Source organism: Limnoglobus sp., from assembly GCF_059499385.1.
The window spans coordinates 31,822-51,430 of sequence record NZ_JCABYM010000072.1 but is presented as its reverse complement, the minus strand read 5'-3'; the positions used below and the strand labels follow the sequence as shown (position 1 = coordinate 51,430).

Annotated in this window: 14 protein-coding genes; 8 read left to right on the top strand and 6 right to left on the bottom strand. The window is 70.0% G+C overall.

What is annotated here, in order from left to right; genetic code table 11:
• From AC5JJ2_RS13420 to AC5JJ2_RS13405, 4 genes are all read left to right on the top strand, one after another.
• The coding region (locus tag AC5JJ2_RS13420; protein ID WP_495858504.1) for a tetratricopeptide repeat protein at positions 1-3,940 on the top strand (3,940 nt) is incomplete at its 5' end.
• A gap of 605 nt (positions 3,941-4,545) precedes the next feature.
• Positions 4,546-5,175, top strand: coding sequence for a hypothetical protein (locus AC5JJ2_RS13415; RefSeq protein WP_495858503.1), 630 nt, complete (start codon positions 4,546-4,548; stop codon positions 5,173-5,175).
• Positions 5,176-5,389: 214 nt separating this feature from the next.
• Positions 5,390-7,264, top strand: coding sequence for a CocE/NonD family hydrolase (locus AC5JJ2_RS13410; RefSeq protein WP_495858502.1), 1,875 nt, complete (start codon positions 5,390-5,392; stop codon positions 7,262-7,264).
• Between the two features lie 77 nt (positions 7,265-7,341).
• Positions 7,342-9,228 carry a primary-amine oxidase gene (locus AC5JJ2_RS13405; RefSeq protein ID WP_495858501.1) on the top strand — a complete coding sequence of 629 codons (1,887 nt, stop codon included), beginning with the start codon at positions 7,342-7,344 and terminating at the stop codon, positions 9,226-9,228.
• A 6-nt stretch (positions 9,229-9,234) separates the two neighbouring features.
• Here the strand turns inward: AC5JJ2_RS13405 and AC5JJ2_RS13400 are convergent, their stop codons facing one another.
• Genes AC5JJ2_RS13400 through lspA form a run of 5 tightly spaced genes read right to left on the bottom strand, consistent with a single transcriptional unit; the run spans position 9,235 to position 13,172 of the window.
• Positions 9,235-9,666 (bottom strand): DUF7689 domain-containing protein, encoded by a 432-nt coding sequence (locus tag AC5JJ2_RS13400; protein WP_495858500.1) that lies wholly within the window; start codon positions 9,664-9,666, stop codon positions 9,235-9,237.
• A complete protein-coding gene (locus AC5JJ2_RS13395) occupies positions 9,663-9,980 on the bottom strand; it encodes a hypothetical protein (RefSeq protein ID WP_495858499.1) in 318 nt (105 codons plus the stop codon). The genes AC5JJ2_RS13400 and AC5JJ2_RS13395 overlap by 4 nt, the downstream gene beginning before the upstream one ends.
• A gap of 21 nt (positions 9,981-10,001) precedes the next feature.
• The gene (locus AC5JJ2_RS13390) at positions 10,002-11,462 is read right to left on the bottom strand and encodes a sulfatase family protein (protein WP_495858498.1); all 1,461 of its coding nucleotides are present in this window, start codon (positions 11,460-11,462) and stop codon (positions 10,002-10,004) included.
• 23 nt (positions 11,463-11,485) lie between these two features.
• Positions 11,486-12,466 carry an aminotransferase class IV gene (locus tag AC5JJ2_RS13385; RefSeq protein WP_495858497.1) on the bottom strand — a complete coding sequence of 327 codons (981 nt, stop codon included), beginning with the start codon at positions 12,464-12,466 and terminating at the stop codon, positions 11,486-11,488.
• Between the two features lie 31 nt (positions 12,467-12,497).
• The gene (gene lspA / locus AC5JJ2_RS13380) at positions 12,498-13,172 is read right to left on the bottom strand and encodes a signal peptidase II (RefSeq protein WP_495858496.1); all 675 of its coding nucleotides are present in this window, start codon (positions 13,170-13,172) and stop codon (positions 12,498-12,500) included.
• A 153-nt stretch (positions 13,173-13,325) separates the two neighbouring features.
• On the opposite strand from lspA, the gene AC5JJ2_RS13375 reads away from it, so the two are divergent.
• Positions 13,326-14,462 carry a class I SAM-dependent methyltransferase gene (locus AC5JJ2_RS13375; RefSeq protein WP_495858495.1) on the top strand — a complete coding sequence of 379 codons (1,137 nt, stop codon included), beginning with the start codon at positions 13,326-13,328 and terminating at the stop codon, positions 14,460-14,462.
• 102 nt (positions 14,463-14,564) lie between these two features.
• On the opposite strand, the gene nikR is transcribed toward AC5JJ2_RS13375, so the two are convergent.
• Complete coding sequence (gene nikR, locus AC5JJ2_RS13370; protein ID WP_495858494.1) at positions 14,565-14,990, bottom strand: nickel-responsive transcriptional regulator NikR; 426 nt, start codon at positions 14,988-14,990, stop codon at positions 14,565-14,567.
• A 136-nt stretch (positions 14,991-15,126) separates the two neighbouring features.
• Here nikR and AC5JJ2_RS13365 point away from each other — a divergent pair, with 136 nt between their 5' ends.
• The 3 genes from AC5JJ2_RS13365 (at position 15,127) to AC5JJ2_RS13355 (ending at position 19,468) form a co-directional block, all read left to right on the top strand.
• On the top strand, positions 15,127-16,173 hold the full coding sequence (locus AC5JJ2_RS13365; RefSeq protein WP_495858493.1) for a DUF1559 domain-containing protein: 1,047 nt from the start codon (positions 15,127-15,129) through the stop codon (positions 16,171-16,173).
• Positions 16,174-16,239: 66 nt separating this feature from the next.
• On the top strand, positions 16,240-18,159 hold the full coding sequence (locus AC5JJ2_RS13360) for a tetratricopeptide repeat protein (protein WP_495858492.1): 1,920 nt from the start codon (positions 16,240-16,242) through the stop codon (positions 18,157-18,159).
• A gap of 43 nt (positions 18,160-18,202) precedes the next feature.
• Positions 18,203-19,468 carry a tetratricopeptide repeat protein gene (locus tag AC5JJ2_RS13355; protein WP_495858491.1) on the top strand — a complete coding sequence of 422 codons (1,266 nt, stop codon included), beginning with the start codon at positions 18,203-18,205 and terminating at the stop codon, positions 19,466-19,468.
• The last annotated feature ends 141 nt before the right edge of the window (positions 19,469-19,609 follow it).

Genomic DNA, 19,609 nt, shown 5'->3' with positions numbered 1-19,609 from the left:
CCCCCCCCCCCCCCCCCCCCCCCCCCCCCCCCCCCCCCCCCCCCCCCCCCGGGCGGGGGCAACCGCTCAAGGGGGTTCTCAGCCACCGGCCCCGCCGACCCCCCTCCCTAACCCTCCCCCCCAAGGGGGGAGGGAACAAGAAAGAAACCCGCCGCCGGCGGGGACGGAACAAGAGTCCGCCCTCGCCGACCTGCTCCTGTTCCGCGCCGAGGCGCACGCCCGGTTCGGCCGGTTCGCGCACGCGGACGACGACCTCGCCGCGGCGAAGCCGCTCGCCCCGCCGGTCGCGTGGCACAAGGCCGCCGCCCGCATCGCCCGCGCCCGGCCGGACCCGGCCGCCGTCCACGACCACCTGAAGCTCGCCCTCGCCGCCGACCCGGCGTGGACGGAAGGCCACCGGCTCGTCGTCGGCACGCTCGTCGAGTCGCACGGCGTCGTCGCCGCCCGCGCCTACGCCGGCACGCTCGCCAACCAGTTCCCGTTCACCTACCCCGTCCAGCGGCTGCGGGCCGAACTCCTCTCGCCCCTGCCGGACGACTCGGCCGTCCTCGCGGTGAAGAGCGTCCTCGACCTCTGCCCGCACGACGCCTGGGCGCGGCGGCAGCTCGCCCTCGTCCTCGCCGACCGCAAGCACGACTCGGACGCGCTCGAGCAAATCCGCCTCGCCGGGGAAGCCGAGCCGGACCACCCGTCGCACTTCGCCGTCCTCGGCCACGTCCACCGCCGGGCCGAGCGGCTGGACGACGCGCTCGAAACGTACCGGGACGCGATCCGGCAGGACGCCGACCACGAACTCGCCGTCGGCGAACTCGTCCGCCTGTCCCGCGGCCGCAAGGACCGCCGCGCGAACCTCCGGTTCATCGCCGAGCACCTGCACGCCCAGCCGCACGCCGGCGACGGCCTCGTCGCGTACCGCGACCAGGTTCTCACGCTCGCGTCGGAAGAAGAAGAGAACGACGACCTGCTCGACGAGCTGTACCGCGAACTCGACCGGGCGCTGGAGGAGCGGCCCGACCTGTGGCAGGCGTGGTCGCTCATGGTCCAGCAGCTCGGCCTGATGCAGCGGACGGAGGAAGCCCTCGCGGTCGCGCTCGACGCCACGGAGCGGTTCCCGCTTCAGGCCCAGCTCTGGAGCGACCTCGCCCGCGTGTACGGCGAACTCGACCGGTCCGACGAGCGAATCGACGCGCTGCGGCAGGCCGTCGCCGTCGCCCCGGACTGGGGGCCGGCCGCGCACGACCTCGCCGTCGCGCTCGCCGAGGCCGGCGAGGAGGCCGACGCCCTCGGCGTGCTGGAGCGCGCCGCCGCCCGCAACCCGCACGACCCGAGCCACCAGGCCGCCCTCGCCGACCGCCTCTGGGCCGCCGGGTACTCCGAGGACGCGCTCGAGAAGGCGAAGCTCGCCGTCCGCCTCGACCCCGGCTTCGACGCCTGCTGGCGGATGATCCTCCACTGGGCCGACCGGCTCGAACGGCCGGACGAGATCGTGGCGCTGGCCCGCGAACTCACGACCACCCGCCCCGGCGACGCCCGCGGCTGGCTGAAACTCTCGCGGCTGCTTCACGACCCGGAGCAGAACGCCGAAGCGCTCGCGGCACTGGAAACCGTCATCCGGCTGGACCCGAAGAACATCGAGGCTTACGACCAGAAGGCGGAACGGCTCGCCGACATGGGCCGCTTCGAGGAAGCCATCGAGGCCGCGTCCCCGCCGGAGCTGGCGGAGGAGTTGCCGTTCGTGCTGCAAGGCCGGGCCGCGTGGGTCGAGGCGAAGCGGGGCAACTACAAGAAGGCCATCCCGCCGATGCAGCGGCTCGTCACCGTCGAGCCGGAATACTTCTGGGGCTGGCAGCAGTTGGCCGAGTGGTACAACGAGACCGACCGCAAGGAAGAGTACCTCGACGCGACCGGCGAGTTGGTTCGGCTGAAGCCGGACCACCCGATGCCGCTGACGATGCGCGGCGAGGCGAAGCTGAAGACGAACGACCGGGCCGGCGGCAAGGCCGACCTCCGCGACGCCCTCCGGCTCGCCCCGCAGTACGCCCCGGCCGCCGCAATTCTTTTCGATGCGTGCCTCGCCGACCACGAAATCCGCGACGCGCGGATGGCCCTCGCGGTTCTCCAGGAACACGCCGGCGGGCCGGAAGTGCTGGTGAAGCAGGTCCAGCTCGCGAGCCGGACGGACGACGCCGAGGCCGCGATGCGGACGCTCGCCGACCTGTCCGCGACCCCGGCCGAGGGACCGCCGACGGCCATGCAGCTCGCCCTCACCGAGATCGAGGCCGCCGGCTGGGAGGAGCGCGCGGCGAAGATTTTGCACGAGGCGTTCACCAGCGACGAGCCGTTCAACCCGTGGGCCGCGCTGTTCTGGCTCGACACGCCGATGGGCGAGGAGGCCGGGTTCGACGAGCGGCTGGCGGCCGTGGACGCGGTGATCGTGGCGCACCCGACGTTCGCCGCGGCCTACGACCGGAAGACGGAGCTGCTCGCCGCCGTCGGCCGGTTCGACGACGCGGCCGCGACGTGCCGCGCCCCCGGCCTCGGCGACCCGCCGCCGCTGACGCTCCGCGGCCGCGCCGCCTGGGTCGAGGCGAAGCGCGGCCACCGGGCGAAGGCGATCACGCTCATGAAGCAGGTCGTGGCCGACGAGCCGGGCTACCTGTGGGGCTGGCGGAACCTCGCCCAGTGGTACGACGCCGAGGGCCGGCAGAAGGAGTGCCTGGAAGCGGCCGAGCAGATGGTGCGGCTGTCCCCGGACGACCCCGTCGCCTACGGCTACCGCGGCGAGGCCCGCCGCACGCTCGGCGACCGGCCCGGGGCGAAGGCCGACTTCGCGAAGGCGTTTGAATTGGACCCGCGGTTCGACGCGGCTGGGCTGCACCTCATCGCCGAGCAACTGGAAGCGAACGAGATCGACGCCGCGAACCGCACGCTCGTCCGCGTCCAGGAACACGCCGACGGGCCGCTGTTCAAACTTCGCGCGACGCAGGTGGCGGCGAAGCAGCGGAACCTCGCGCTCGCCCGCCAACGGCTGCGGGCCGTGGCGACCGACTCCGACACACCGACCGGTCTTTTGCGCGAGGCGGCCGCGGCGCTCGACCGCCAGGGGTGGACGGCGGAAGTGGACGACGACCTCGGCGCGATCGTGAAGAGCGCGGACGCGACCCCGGCCGCGTCCGCCGTGTGGGCCGACCGGTTGATCGCCCGCAACAAGGAGGTGGAGGTCCTCGACACGCTGCCGGAGCTGTTCCACAAGAACCCGAACGCCGGCCGGGAGGCGACGATCGGGTACGCGGTGGCGATGGCCGCGGCCGGCCACCCGGACAAGACGGCGACGACGATCCACCGGTTCGCCGACCACCTCCGCACCGACCCGGAGGCGTGGGCGAAGGCCGGGGCGGCGCTCGCGGAGGCGAAGTCGTTCGCCCTGGCCGCGTCCTGGCTGGGCGACTGGAAGCAGCGGGACGGCGTGGAAGCCTGGATGCTGCGGCCGCTGACGGACTCGCTGCGGGCGCAGGACCGGGACGCGGAGGCGTCCGCGGTGGCGGCGGCGGCGGCGGCGCTGCCCGGCCCGCCGGCGGTGCTGGCCGACTTCCGCGGCTGGCTGGCGCTGGAGGCGGCGCTAGCCGGCCGCGTCCTCGACGCGGCGGCGCTCTTGGCCGGCGTGGACCGCGTCGGCCTGCCGGACGGCGTGCGGCTGGTGGTGGCGGTGGCGGAGGCGTTAGTGATGGTGCAGCGGGCCGGCCCGGACGCGAAGCCGGCGGCGTTCGCGGACGCGAAGGAGCACCTGCACGCCGCGGCCGGCGCGTGCGCCGCCGCCGACGTGCCGCCGGGGTTGTGCCGGTGGTACAAGCGGGCGGCGAAGCAGCTGGCCGCCGCCTGCGGCGGCCTCGGCCCGAAGGTCTGGGCGTGGTGGCAGCAGACGCGGCCGTGGGTGCGGTGAGGATGCTTGATGGCCGACACGCCCCAACAAGTCCGACCTGTGGAACTCCTCCGAACAGTTGATCGCGTGTTGACCCCCGCGACCGTCACCCGTGATTTCCCGTTCGATCGACTTCCCCGAATCGAGTCCCTTTGGTCCCAGCATCGCGCTCAGTTGGAAGCCGAGCACAATAACCCTTTCTGGACTTGGTCCAGAAAGCCCGCCTACCCGATGCGATGGCGTATCGTTGCGCTCGAATGCGACGGTAGCGTTCAGGGGCTTGGGGCCGTACTTCGCCAACCGGCAGCTTCGTGGCTCGATCCCGTGGCTTCGTGCCTGATCCTCGACATTCTCGAAGCCGCGCCGTGGAACCTTCGTCAACACATGGCCCAGCCGCGGTTTCTCGGGGTGGGAAGTCAACTGATTGCGGAAGTCGTGCGAATGAGTCGCGACGCTGGGCACGGTGGGTGTGTCGGGTTGCATGCGCTGCCCCAAGCGGAGCGGTTTTACGAAGAGCGGTGCGGTATGACTCGGTGGGGCGACGACCCGCAGTATGGCGGACTGGCGTATTTCGAGTTTACAATAGAGCAGGCCAGTAGGTTCTTGGCCGAGTCGGAGGGCAACGGATGAACCGCGAAAGCGTACAAGAGGTTCTCGACACCAAGCGGAGCCGCCTCGCGTCATTCTTGGCCGCGGAAGACGGCCAGCCCATCGGGGTGATGCCGCGTGATGGGATCAACCCGCCCGAAACAACAACGGCGTCCACGCCCGCCGGCACAAATCCGACTGTGGACTTCCCGGACATCACTAAGGATTTTCTTAAAGAGGAGCACAAACAGCGGCGTCAAGAGATAACCGAGAATTTGACGCGCATGGAAGGCGATCATCGTAACGGCCTGATCCTTACCGGCGCGATCTGGTCGTGGCTGGCGACGAACCAATCGGCTCTCGCGGGGCAAGGGCAGTTCGAGAAGTTCGTCGTATTCATGCCGGCCGTGTTGATGGCGTTTTTCTTTTACCGCTGGTACGCCATGCACAAGTCTACCCATGTTAACGCGGCGTACCTTCGGGAGTTGGAAGCCAAAGCCGGCGTGACGCCACTCGGTTGGGAGACTTGGCTCCAGGACAAGCGACTTAACGACCCACTCGCGGCTTCGCTCTCGCGAGCGAGCCGAACGTTCTGGGGCGGATTGATCGCGGCCAACTTGTTGCTTGCGGTGCTATTCGGCGTTTCGCGTGGGTGGTTCGGGGTTTAAGGATACCCGGTATGTGTCGAGAACGACGCCTTTTTTATGTGAACAAATAGACACTATACCCGTCGCGTCAACCCGAGTGTCCACATCGCCAACTCCCATGCGACATCGGTTGGCGATGTTGGCGATGTGGTCGGCCACCGTTTGCCTTCGCCCCGCCGCCCGGCTATCGTGTCCTGCACTCTCCTCCGCGATCCCATCCCGCCGAGTGCTTCCCATGCGCTTACTCGCGTTCCTTGCCGTCGTCCTCGCGCCGTCGCTCGCGGCGGCGCAGCTGCCCACCGACCCGCGGCTCCAGAAGGAGTACGTCGTCGCCAACTACACTAAGTACGAGTACCGCGTCCCCATGCGGGACGGCGTCAAACTGTTCACCGCCGTCTACGTGCCGAAGGACGATTCCAAGAAGTACCCGATGCTCCTCAACCGCACGCCGTACAGCGTCGGGCCGTATGGCGTCGAGAACTACCGCACGTCCCTCGGGCCGTCGTTCGCGTACACGGCCGACAAGTTCATCTTCGTCTACCAGGACGTGCGGGGGCGGTGGATGTCCGAGGGCGAGTTCGTGAACATGCGGCCGATCAAGCACGACAGCGACAAGGACACCGACGAGTCCACCGACACCTACGACACCATCGAGTGGCTGCTCAAGAAGGTCCCGAACCACAACGGCAACGTCGGGCAGACCGGCATCTCGTACCCCGGCCACTACACCTGCGCCGGCATGATCGACGCGCACCCGGCGATGAAGGCGTGCTCCCCGCAGGCCCCGGTCACCGACTGGTTCGTCGGCGACGACTTCCACCACAACGGCTGCCTGTTCCTGCCGCACGCGTTCAACTTCATGGCGAACTTCGGCAAGCCGCGGCCGGAACCCACGAAGACGTTCGACTACCTCCGGTTCGAGCACGGCACGCCGGACGGGTACGACTTCTTCCTGAACCTCGGCCCGCTGCCGAACGCGGACAAGAGGCACTTCAAGGGGCAGGTCGCGTTCTGGAACGAGATGATGAAGCACGGGACCTACGACGACTACTGGAAGGCGAAGAACATCCGCCCGCACTTGAAGAACGTGAAGCCGGCGGTGATGACGGTCGGCGGGTGGTTCGACGCGGAGAACCTGTTCGGGGCGGTCGAGTGCTACAAGGCGACGGAGAAGGGCAGCCCGGACAACAAGCACAACACGCTGGTGATGGGGCCGTGGGACCACGGCGGGTGGAACCGCGGCGACGGGGCGAAGCTCGGGAACGCCCGGTTCGGCGCGAAGACGAGCGAGTACTACCGGGAGAAGATCGAGCTGCCGTTCTTCAAGAAACACCTGAAGGGCGAGGGCGAGTTCGCCGCTCCGGAGGCGTGGGTGTTCGAGAGCGGCACGAACGTCTGGCGGAAGTACGACGCGTGGCCGCCGAAGGAGGCGAAGGCGGTCACGTTGTTGTTCGACGAGAAGGGGACGCTGACGGCCAGGGGCGGCAAGGACCCGCTCGGCGGGGCGGACGAGTTCGTCTCGGACCCGGCGAAGCCGGTCCCGTTCATCGAGGATACCTCCGTTCGGATGGATTACGAGTACATGACGGCCGACCAGCGGTTCGCCGGCCGGCGGCCGGACGTGCTCGTGTACCAGACGCCGGAGCTGACCGACGACCTGACGCTCGCCGGGCCGATCGACGTGGAACTGCACGTCAGCACGACCGGCACGGACGCGGACTGGGTGGTGAAGGTGATCGACGTGTTCCCGGCCGACTACCCCGACCCGGACCCGAACCCGAGTGGGGTGAAGATGGGCGGCTACCAGATGCTGATCCGCGGTGAGCCGTTCCGCGGGAAGTTCCGCAACGGGTTCGACAAGCCGGAGGCGTTCGAGCCGGGGAAGCCGGCGGTGGTCAAGTTCTCGATGCCGGACGTGTGCCACACGTTCCGGCCCGGCCACCGGCTGATGGTGCAGGTGCAGAGCACGTGGTTCCCGCTGGTGGACCGCAACCCGCAGACGTTCTGCGACATCTACGCGGCGACCGAGAAGGATTTCGTGAAGGCGACGCACAAGGTCCACCGCGACGGCAACAAGCCGAGCGGCATCACCGTTCGCGTCGGGAAGTGACGTTTAGCGGGCGACCCGTCGGGTCGCCCGCTAAACTATCATCACCTCTCCATTTCTCCCTCCGACGACGACTCATCATGCACCCGCTCGAACCCCTCACGGCCGCCGAAGTCCGGCGCGTCGTCGCCATCCTCGCCGACGCCGGCCGCGTCACCCCGACGACGCGGTTCGTCTCCGTCAGCTTGAAGGAGCCGGACAAGCACCTCGTCCACGCCGGCGCGCCGAACGTGCCGCGGGAGGCGTTCGCCGTGCTGTTCGACAACGCCACGAACAGTTGCCACGAGGCGACGGTTTCGCTCGCGAAGAATAGCGTCCTTGCGTTCAAGCACGTCCCCGGCGTGCAGCCGACGATGACCATCGACGAGCAGGTCGAGTGCGAGCAGGCCGTCCTCGCGAGCGAAGAGTTCCGCGCCGCGCTGAAGAAGCAGTACGGCGTCGAGGACACGAGCCTCGTGATGGTGGACATCTGGAGCGCCGGGAACTACGGCGAGCCGGAGGAGGCGAACCGCCGCCTCGCCCGGCCGCTCTGCTTCCTGCGGAGCGACCCGACCGACAACGGCTACGCCCGGCCGATCGAGGGCATCCGGCCCGTCGTCGATCTCAACGCGATGAGGGTCATCCGCGTCGAGGAGCACGGCCACTGGCCGCTGCCGCCGCAGGCCGGGAACTACGCCGCCGACCGGCAGGAGACCTTCCGCGGCGGGATTAAGCCGCTCGACATCACGCAGCCGGACGGGGCGAGCTTTACCGTCGATGGAAACGTCGTCGAGTGGCAGAACTGGAAGTTCGTCGTCGGGTTCAACGCCCGCGAGGGGCTGACGTTGCACCACCTGCGGTACGATGACCGCTCGATCCTTTATCGCGCTTCACTCACCGAGATGGTTGTGCCTTACGGCGACCCCGGCCCGACGCAGTTCCGCAAGAACGCGTTCGACGTGGGCGAGTACGGCATGGGCATGTGCGCCAACTCGCTCGAACTCGGGTGCGACTGTCTCGGCCACATCGTCTACCTCGACGCGCACCTCTGCACCAGCCGCGGCGAGCCGCTCACGGTGAAGAACGCCGTCTGCATGCACGAGGAAGACTTCGGAATCCTCTGGAAGCACACCGACCGCCGCCTGCCGGACAAGCCCGAGGTGCGGCGGTCGCGGCGGATGGTCATCTCGTCCGTCTCGACCGTCGAGAACTACGAGTACGGCTTCTTCTGGTACCTCTACCAGGACGGCAACATCCAGTTCGAGATCAAGCTGACGGGCATCCTATCGCTCGGCACGCTGAAGGCCGGCGAAACGTCGAAGTACGGCCCGCTCATCGCCCCGCAGCTGTACGCCCCGGTCCACCAGCACTTCTTCAACGTCCGGCTCGACTTCGACCTCGACGGCGTGGCGAACTCGATCTACCGCGTGGACGTGCAACCCGATGAGCCGGGGCCGAACAACCCGCACGCGAATGCGTTCTCGGCGGTCCCGACGCTGTTGAAGACGGAGAAGGCGGCCCGCGACCACCTGAAGCTGGAGACGGCGCGGACGTGGAAGGTGGTGAACCCGGCGGTGCGGAACGCGGTCGGCGAGCCGGTCGGGTACAAGTTCCTGCCGATGGACAACTCGTACCCGATGGCCGGGCCGGACGCGTGGTGGCGGAAGCGGGCCGGGTTCGTGAACTATCACGTCTGGGTGACGCCGTTCGACGAGGCGGAGAAGTTCGCCGCCGGCGACTACCCGAACCAGAGTGCGGGCGGCGACGGGCTGGTGAAGTGGACGGAGGCGGACCGGGACATCGCGAACGGCGACGTGGTGCTGTGGTACACGTTCGGGCACACCCACGTCCCGCGGCCGGAGGACTACCCGGTGATGCCGGCGGCGTACATCGGGTTTTTGCTGAAGCCGGTCGGCTTCTTCGACCAGAACCCGGCGAACGACCTGCCGCCGTCGAAGAAGGCGACGGCCGGCGGGTGCTGCCGCTGACGCCGATTAGGTAGTCGTGGCCCTACGGAGGACGTGAACAACGTCACCGTAGGTCGCACCCGTCAGGGCGTGCAACTCGTGCTCGATGTCCTCGGCTCGGCCGAGCTTGCTCGTCCACCGGCCGGACGGCAACTGCCGGCACATGTGCGTCGGCTTGCCGTTCTTGGCCATCAAGACAACTTTCTCGAACCCGACTTCATACCCGGTATCGGTCGTGGGAACGAACCCAAGATTAGCGAACGCCATCAAGAATGCGGGAATGGACTCTTCGCGAGGGACGCCCGACGGCCAGTAGGAGGCGTTCGCGGCGTCCGGCCACCACCAGCGGTCCGTCGCGCCCGCCGCCCACGCGATGCAGTTGTAGTCGGCCGTCGGCGGACTCGTGACCCGGTAGGGCGTCGTGGCCAGGCCGGGGAAGGCGACCTCAAGTGGGTTCATTCGATCCAGCCGTTTTCGCGGCCCCACTTGAGCCACGCGGCCGCCATCGCCGGAACGCGGCCTGCGTCTGCAGGCGGGACCGGGTCTTCGCCCGTCAGTGCCCGCAGCGCCCAGAACCAGTGGTCCGGTTGCTTCTGCAACTCGCCGAGGATCAGTGGGATGACCTGCGGCCCCAGGCCGATGATCCGCTGGTACGCCGGGTGCGTCGCGATCTCGGTCGTGGACGACAAGTACAGCGTGTCGGCCCGCCACGTCGCGGCCAACTGCTCGAACACCTGCGCCAACTGCCGCGGCGGGCTAATCAAGGTCGTCATCGGGAACCCTCCGCCGTCATCTTACTCGTACTGGTACTTGACCACCCACGGGTCGCCGGTGCGTTCCTGGAATGCCTTCAACTTCGCCTGCAGCTCCTTCAGCGTCGCCGCGTGCGCCGGGTCGGCGGCCAGGTTCTTGACCTCGTGCGGGTCGGCCGACAGGTCGTACAACTCGTACTTCGGCCGTTGGATGAAGTCCTTCACCCGCCGCTTGCCGTAGAGCGCGTCGGGGTCGTTCTTGATGCTCCTCCACGTCGCGGACGCTTCGAGGTCCGACGCGAACGGGAACGGCAGCTGGTGGGCGACGTTGAGCGTCAGCTTGAACTGCCGCGTGCGGACGACCCGCATCGGGTAGTACATCGTGATCTCGTGGAACGTGTGCGACGCGTACACCTCGTCCCACCCCTTTGGCTCCGGCTCGTCCAGCGCGCCGAGGAACGACCGGCCGTGGAACTCGTAGGGCCGCGTAGCCGCCTTCTTTGCCGCGCCTCGCATCGGCAGCTCCGGGCCGGCGTCGCCGCGCGCGGGCGGGCCGGCCACGTCCTTCACCCCGGCGAACGCCAGCACCGTCGGCGTCACGTCGGCCCACGTCACCATCGCGTTCGTCGCCCCGCCGCGGGCCTTCTGGTCCGGGCTGCGGACGATCAGCGGCAGCCGCATCCCCGGCTCGTACAGCGTCGTCTTCGAGCCGGGGAACGCCATCCCGTTGTCCGACAGGTACAGGATCAGCGTGTTCTCGTACCGCCCGGCGTCCTTCAGAATCTGCACCAGCCGGCCGACGCCCTGGTCTACCCGCGCGATCGACTGGTAGTATTGCGCCAACTCGGCGCGGCACGCCGGCGTGTCCGGCAGGAACGGCGGCACGGTCAGCTTCGCCGGGTCGAACTTCTCTTCCGCGATGCCGTCGTACTTCGGGCCGTTGCCGAACCGGTCGGGCTTCTGCGGGTCCGTGTCGAGAACCCCGCCGCCGCGGTGCGGGTCGGCCGTCGCGAAGTAGAGGAAGAACGGCTTGTCCCCCTTCGCCGAAAGGAATTCGCGGCACTTCTCGGCCATCGCGACCGGGTTGCGGGCCGGGCCGGTCAGGTACGTGTCGAACTTGTAGATCGCCTCCGGTGCGACGTGGTATTTCCCCATCTGGGCCGTGCGATACCCGGCCCCGCTCAGGATCACGGGCAGGCTCTTCACCGACGGGAACGACGCGAAGTGATGGTACTGGTGCTGGTGGCCGTACTGCCCGTTCAGGTGGTTGTGCAGCCCGGACAGCAGCACGGACCGGCTGGCGGAGCAGCTGGCCGTGGTGCAGAACGCGAACTCGAACCGCGTCCCGTCGGCGGCGAGCTTGTCGAGGTGCGGGGTGCGCACGTCCGTGTTGCCGTAGCAGCCGAGGTCGCGGCCGTGGTCGTCGGCGACGATCAGCACGACGTTCCGCGGCCCGGCCGCCGCGGGCGCGGCGAGCAGCGCGAGCAGGAGAAGGGATCGCATGGGGGGAGGCTCCGAACGGGGGGTCACGCCGGCCGGGATTCGCGGAACCGGTACTGGATGCCGGTCGGGAGTTGCGGCTCCAGCCAGTGCTTCAGCTTCAACGTCTCCTCGCCGACCTTGAACTCGCGGTCGTCGATCCGCGATACCGGGACGATGCCGACGTTGCTGTTCGTCAGGAAGATTTCGCTCGCGTCCTTCAGGGCCGCGACCGCGACGACCCGCTCGCGGATCGGGACCGGGGACCGGGCGAGGAGTTGCTGCCGGACCGTGCCGGGGAGGAGGCCGCCGTCGGCCAGCGGCGTCGCCCAGCCGTCCGGCAGCCGGACGAAGATGTTCGCGTGCGCCGCCTCCAGGACGTTGTTCGCCTCGTCGAGCAGGAGTGCCGTGTCGAACCCGGCTCGCGTCGCGAGCTGGCCGATCTGCAGGCGGGTGGCGTACTGGAACGTCTTGAGCGTCAGGAACGCCTGCCCCTTCTGCACCGGGCTGCGGACGGTTTGCAGCCGCAGCGGGTCCGGCGACAGCGGCATCACGGCGGCGCTCATCCAGACCAGCCCCGGCTTCCCCGGCCGCCCGGCGGACACGTTCAGCCGGATAATCACGTCCTGGGTCGTCAGGCCGCGGACGTAGTCGCGGACCTGTCGCTCGTCCGGCAGTCGCTCCGCGGCGAGGTCGATGCCGAGCAGCGCGGTGGTCTGCTTCAGCCGGTCGAGGTGCATCGGCCACAGCCACGGGACGCCGTTGACGGTGCGGGTCGATTCCCACGCGCCCTTGCCGAACAGGAGGCCGGCGTCCGACGGGTCGATGTGGAACCGGTCGATGGGCGTGACCGTGCCGTCCACCCAAAGCAGGTGCAGGACGCGGACGAACTCGTGGACGACGGGGGTCGGCAGCTCCGGCGGCACGGTCAGCCCGCGGTCCTTCAGGACGGCCGCCGGGTCGCGGAGGAGCTGTTCCTTCAGTTGCGGGTTGGCCCACCAGAGCGGGTCGGCGTCGGGCTGGGACATGCGATCCTCGCGGTCAAACGACGTGGACGATCTACGGCACCGGCGTCGCGGCCGGTTGCGGCTCGACGGTCGCCGGCGCGGCGGCCTCGGCCGGCGCGAACGACGCCTGGACCAGCAGCAGCCCGGCCCCGAGGACGAGGCAGCAGTCGGCCACGTTGAACACCGGCCACTCGAACTTGTAGAAGTGCAGGAAGTCGCGGACGCCGCCGAACACCACGCGGTCGTAAAAGTTGCCGAGCGTCCCGGCGAAGATGAGGCCGAGCGCCACGCACAGCCACACGTCCCGGCGGGCGCTGCCGCGGGTCACCCACACGCCGATGGCCGTCGCGGCGAACAGGCAGACGCACGCGAACACGGCGTTCGACAGCCCCTTGTGCTGCTGCCCGATGCCGAACAGCGCCCCGTGGTTCACCCGCGGCATGACCGGAGCGCTCCACGTCTGGAGCGGGTTCCGCACGTCGCAGTCGCACGGCGGGGTGGCCGGGTCGAACTCGGCGGTGAACTTGAACCAGCCGGGGATCAGGTCGAACTCGCCGTGGACGACGGTGTCGCCGAAGGCGTAGGTCTTGAACGCCCCGCGGTCCGCGGCTTGGTTGTTGTTGTGCAGCCAGCGGAACATCCCGTACTTCGTGCCGAGGTCGAGCGCGAGGCCGACGACGGCGAACGCCAGGAACAGCCAGCGGTAGGACCGAGCAGCCGATTGCATCCGCGAACCCCCTCCGAACCGTCCCGGCCCGCGGCGCGGGCGGACGGCGTCTTCCCTCCATTCGCTATATCTTACCGCCCATCGCGGAACAACCCCGACCCGGCCCGGCTTGACCGCCCGGGCCGGCCCGCGGTATACGGCGAGCGATTCCGAATGCCGACACCGTTGGGGGAATGCCGCATGGCCGGGTACGTCTACCACGCCCGCGAGTTGGACAAGTTCGTCGCCGCGTGCGACGCCGTCGGCGGCGTCGGCCACCCGGCCGCCGCCCCGCTCGTGGAAGCCTTCGCCCTGACGTTCGACACCAAGCCGGACCAGTCCCTCGACCCGTTCTCGGACGAGTACTTCGCCCAACAGGTCGAACTGTACAAGGAACTCTCCGGCCGGCAGCTGAACCAGCAGGACGGGGAGCAGACGCCGCTGGACGTGGCCGCGCACGCGGCCGGGTTCAACCCGTACAACAACGGCGACGTGGGGTGGATCGCGAAGCACGCCCGGACCATCCAGACGTGCGTGATGCTCGCCAACCTGCCGCCGCACGCGACCGTCCTGGACGCCGGGTGCGGGTGGGGCCTGTCGTCGGAGACGATGGCGTTCTGCGGGGCGCGGGTCACCGCCTTGGACATCAACCCGCTGTTCGTCGAGCTGGTCCGCCGCCGGGCGGCGCGGCTCGGCCTGCCGATCACGCCGGTCCTGTCCGAGTTCGACAAGTACGAGACGGACGAGCGGTTCGACATGCTGCTCTTCTACGAGTGCCTGCACCACAGCCTGAAGCCGTGGGAGACGGTCGCGCACCTCGGCCGGTTCGTGAAGCCGGACGGGAAGGTGGTGTTCGCCGGCGAGCCGATCAACGCCTGCTGGTGGAAGGACTGGGGCCTGCGGCTGGACCCGCTGTCGGTCTACTGCATCCGCAAGTTCGGGTGGTGGGAGAGCGGGTGGACGCCGGACTTCATCGCCCGGTGCTTCGCGAAGGCCGGGTTCCAGTTGACGCTGTTCCCGCACGTCGGGCTGGAGAACGCGGAGATCGGGTTCGCCCACCGGCACGGGGCGGCCGGGGTCGTGCCGAACACGAAGGTGTGCGAGCCGGTGGCGACCGCCACCCGCCACCTGGAGGCGCGGATCGCGGAGTTGGAAGCCCGCGACCTGCACCACCGGCACGAACTGGACCAGCGGGCGGCCCACGTCGCGGGGTTGCGGCACGCGCTGGCGGACATGCGGGCGAGCCGGTCGTGGCGGGTGACCGCCCCGATGCGGGCCGTCACCCGCCGCCTCGGCGTGAGCCGGGGGTAGCGGCCCGCGCCCGGCGGGCATCCCGGCGAACGGCACGGCGTAAGCGTGCCGGTGCTGCCGGCGGAGGCCGACACCGGCACACTTACGCCGTGCCGTTCGCCGTCAATGGTGGTGGTGATGCCCGTGCCCGCCGGTCGCGCCGGCCAGCGCCAACTCGCCGCGGTGGACGCCCTTCAGCCCGCGCAGCTCCGCCGCCAGCGCCCGCAGGCGGGACGGCTTCCCCTTCAGCACCACCACCTCCATGCAGTGGTCGTGGTCGAGATGCACGTGTAGCGTCGCCACGACGTGGTTCGCGTGCGCGTGCTGCACGTCGATCAGCTTCTCCACCAGCTTCGGCTTGTGGTGGTCGTACACCAGCGTCAGCGTCGCGATCATCTCCGCGTCGTTCCCGTCCCACTGGTCGGCCGCCAGCCGCTGATGCACCAACTGCCGCACCGCCTCCGACCGGGTCGCGAACTTCCCGTCCGCCACGTACCCGTCGAACCGGGCCAGCAGGTCCGCTTCCAGCGACACGGAGAATCGAGTCACGTCCGACACGGCGAACCTCGGTTCGAGAAGGAACGGTGAGTTCCCTCATTATCGCGATTTCGCCGTGGCCACCGCCCGCCGGCTCCCGCAGTAATACTCCTGAGAAAATCGTAACACTCGCCCGGAGGAGCCTGCGATGTCCCGATCCCGGTCCGCGTTCACGCTCATCGAGTTGCTGGTCGTCATCGCGATCATCGCGATCCTGATCGGCTTGCTCCTCCCGGCCGTCCAGAAGGTCCGCGAGGCCGCCGCCCGGCTGAGCTGCACGAATAACCTGAAGCAGGTCGCGATCGCCACGCACAACTACCACGGCGTCCACGGCCGGTTGCCGAACGTCGCGACGGCGCTGCACGGCCCGACGAACGGGGCGGCGGACGTGGTGACGCTGGAGAAACTCGGCACGAACTACGTCCTGCACAGCGCGTTCATCGAAATCCTGTCGCACCTGGAACAGGACCCGATCGCCCGGCAGTACAACCCGGCCCTGGCCCCGACGGACACGACCGGGTCGCCGTCGAACGCGAGCCTGACGAGCCAGCCGCTGAAGGCGTACCTCTGCCCGTCGATGCCGACGCCGTCGCCGCTCGAGGCGTACCCGCTGCCCTACGCCAGCTACGGGTGGTGCCGCGGGAACTACCAACCGGCCGTGGACCCGTCCGGGTGGACGGCCGCGTCGCCGGCGTACTCGTCGCACGGGCTGACCGGGGCGGCCGCCCTGACCGCGTGGAACACGCTCAAGGCGTCGTTCACGCCGGACGACGGCATGATGGTGTCGCCCCACATCGGGAAGGTCAACCTCACGCACGTCACGAAGGGCACGTCCCAGACGCTGCTCGTCGGCGAGATGCACTACGTCATGACCGGGTTCACGTTCACGAGCGGGGCGTTCGCCGGGCAGCCGCGGACCGGGACGACGACGTGGGTGCGGGCCCACCCCGGCGACAGCCACGCGACGACGAACGTGCCGCTGAACACCCGGCCGTATTTCTCGCGGGCCGACGCGCCGTTGGATTACTGGGCGAAAAGTTCGTACTACGGGTTCCGCAGCGTCCACACCGGCGGGGCGAACTTCGGGTTCGGCGACGGGTCGGTCCGGTTCGTCCGCGACACGATCGCGATCGACGCCTACCGCTGGCTCGGCAGCCGGAACAGCACCCTCCCGCCGTCGGCCGGGACCGATTAAAACGCGGGCCGTCCGCCGCCGGATGCGGTAACTTGGTGAGGGTCGGCGTCACCGAGGGATTGGCTCATGGCTTCGCTCCCGTGGCGGATCGGGTTGGCTCTGGTCGTCGTCGCGGCCGCGGTCGGGGCGTGGGTCTGGATCGCGCCCGCGCCGCCGCTCGCCCCCCCACCGCCGGCGGAGGAGGAACTCCGCCCCGACCCACCGCCGCCGGACCCGCGGGAGACGTTCGAGACGCCGTACCGGAACGTCAAGCCGGGCGTGAAGTACGTCGGCGACGCGGCGTGCGCCGGCTGCCACCCGGCCATCGACGCTAGCTACCACCAGCACCCGATGGGCCGGTCCGCCGCCCGCGTCGGGGCGACGGGCGCGCCGGAAGATTACACGTCGCCGCGGTTCGCGGCCCAGGGGTACGACTTCCGCGTCGAGAAAACGCCGGCCGGCGACCGGCACGTCGCGTCGGCGAAGGACGGGGCCGGGAACCCGTTGCCGGACCACGTCCTCCTCGCGACGATTGCCGTCGGGTCCGGGACCCGCGGCCGGTCGTACCTCGCGATCGAAGACGGGTCGGTCTTCCAGACGCCGATCAGCTGGTTCGGCCAGGGGGCCGGGAAGTGGGACCTGTCACCGGGGTTCGACCTCGGCCGCGGCGGGCGGCGGCCGATCCGCCGCGAGTGCCTGTTCTGCCACGTCAACCAGGCCGACATCGCCGGCGGCGTCAACCGGCTGGCCGCGGCCCTGCCGGAGCAACTGCACGTCGGGTGCGAGCGGTGCCACGGGCCGGGCGAGCTGCACGTCACGGAACGGACCGCCAACGCCGCGCCGACCGGTATCGACACGGCCATCGTGAACCCGAAGCACCTGTCGGCGGACCTTCGATCCGGCGTCTGCCGGCAGTGCCACCTGCAAGGCGAGGCGCGCGTCGTCCGCCGCGGCCGGGACGTGTACGAGTACCGGCCCGGCCTGCCGTGGGAGGCGTTCGTCAACACCCACGTCCGCCACCCGACGATCACCGACTACCACCACTCGGTCGGGCAGTTCGAGCAGATGCACGTGAGCAAGTGCTTCACCGCGAGCGCCGGGAAGCTGGACTGCGTGTCGTGCCACGACCCGCACGCGAAGCCGGGGCCGGCGAACGCGGCCGCGTTCTACCGGACCCGCTGCCTGACGTGCCACGAGACGAAGGGCTGCACGGCCCCGGCGGCGGACCGGGCGACGGCCGCGGACAGCTGCGTGGCGTGCCACATGCCGCGGGACAAGAGTTCCAACGTGCCGCACACGGCGACGACCGACCACCGCGTCCTGCGGCGGCCGGCCGGGTCGAACCCGCCGTCCGCACTACCGCCGGGCGCGGACCCGCTGGTCGTGTTCGCGGCGTCGAGGCACGTGCCGCCGGCCGAGCAGGACCGGGACTTGGGGGTCGGGTTCGCGGACGCCCTGCGGCAGATGCCGCGGGCGGCGGCCGTCCGGTCGCCGTTCGTCGGCCGGACGCGGGCCGACCTGGAGCAGACGTTGACGCTCTGGCCCGGCGACCGGGCGGCGCGGCTGGCGGCGGCGGACGTTCACGCCCTGGCCGGCGACCCGGACCTGTCCGTCCGGGCCGCGCGGGCGGCCGTCCGGCTGGACCCGAAAGGGGAGGACGGGCTGGCGAAGCTGGCCGACGCGCTACTCGCGGCCGGCCGGTACGCCGACGCCGGGGAGGTCGCGGACCGGCTCGTCGGGCTGAACCCGCGGCTGGTGGACTACCGGACGTTGAAGGTCATGACGCTGCTCCCGCCGGGCGAGTGGGCGAAGGCGGAGGCGGCGTGCCGGGACTCGCTGGCCGTCCACCCGCACCTGCCGGCGACGCACCTGTACCTGGCCCTGTGCCGGCACAAGCAGGGGGACGCGGCCGGCGGGCGGGCGGGCCTCGACACGGCCGTCGGGCTGACGCCGAAGCCGGACCAGAAGGCCGAGTACCGCCGGTGGTACGCCGACCGAACGCGGTGACGCGGCCGGGCGTACCAGGGGCAGGGCAGCGGGGGAACGAGTCATGCGGCGGGTCGGGCGGGTCGCGGTCTGGGTGGTGGTGGTCGGCGTCCTCGGCGGGGCCGTCTGGTGGGCCGTCGGCGAGTGGCGGACGAACGGCCGGATCGCCGCCGCGAAGGCCGCGCTCGACGCCGACGACCCGGCGGCCGCCCTCCGGGAGGTCGCGGCCGTGCTGCCGGCGCGGGCCGACAGCGCCGAGGTGCAGTTCCTGGCGGCCCAGGCGAGCCGCCGGACCGGGGATTTCCCGGCCGCCCAGAAGCACCTCGCGCGGGCGAAGGCGCTCGACTGGGTCCCCGAAGCGATCGACCTGGAGACGGCGCTGATCCAGGCGCAGAACAACCGCCTGACCCGCGAGTACGAGTTCTACCTGCGGAAGTGCCTGCGGGACGGCCACCCGGACGCCCACCTCATCGCCGAGGTGCTGGTCCCCTACGACTTCGCCCGGTTCCGGCTGTTCGCCGTCGCGGAGAACGCGACCCTCTGGACGGAAAAGCGGCCGAACAACCCGCGGGCGTGGGCGCTGCTGGGCGAGTGCCTGCAGCGGATCCCGCGGCGGGCCGCGGCCGTCGCCGCGTTCCAGAAGGCCGTGGACCTCGACCCCGACGACCGGTCCTCGCTGGTGTACCTCGCCACCCTGCTGGTGGAGTCGAAGAAGGTTACCCCGGACCTCGCCCGCCGGCTGGAGGCGTTCGCGGCCGCCCACCCGACGGACGCCGAGGCGCTGACGCTGTTGGCCGACTGCCGGGCGCTGGACGGGGACGCGGCGGCGGCCGACAAACTTTTGGAGCGGGCGCTCGCCGCCCGGCCGGGGTTCGCCCCGGCCCTGTCCGCCCTCGGCCGCATCGTCTTGGACGACGGCCGGCCGGCCGAGGCGCTGCCGTTCCTGACCCGCGCGGCGGAACTCGACCCGTCCAACCCGCAACTGCTCCACGCCCTGTTCCAGTGCCACCGCCAGCTCGGGCACGCCGACGCGGCCGCGGCGGCGGAGAAGCGATGGGCCGACTGCCTGGCCGACCGGGCGCAACTCGGCCAGACGGTCACGAAGATTCAGGAGTCCCCCGAAGACCCGGACCTGCGGACGCGGGCCGGGGAGATTTGCCTGCGGCAACGGCGGACGGACGACGGCCTGGCGTGGCTGGAATCGGCCTTGATGATCCGCCCGGACCACCCGCCGGCGCACGCGATCCTCGCCCGGCACTATCTGGCGGCGGGGGACGCCCGGCAGGCGGAATACCACCGGCGGCGGGCCGATTCACCGAAAAAGCCCTGACGATCGGACATGTTTTTCGCCCGCAACCGATACCCGTTTCGGGCCAAGAAGTTGAATCTGGTAGTTAAGGTTCAGAATTCACGAGAAATTGCGAAATTTCTGCTTGACAGGGTTGACGCCCCTGTCGATACTCGCGGATGT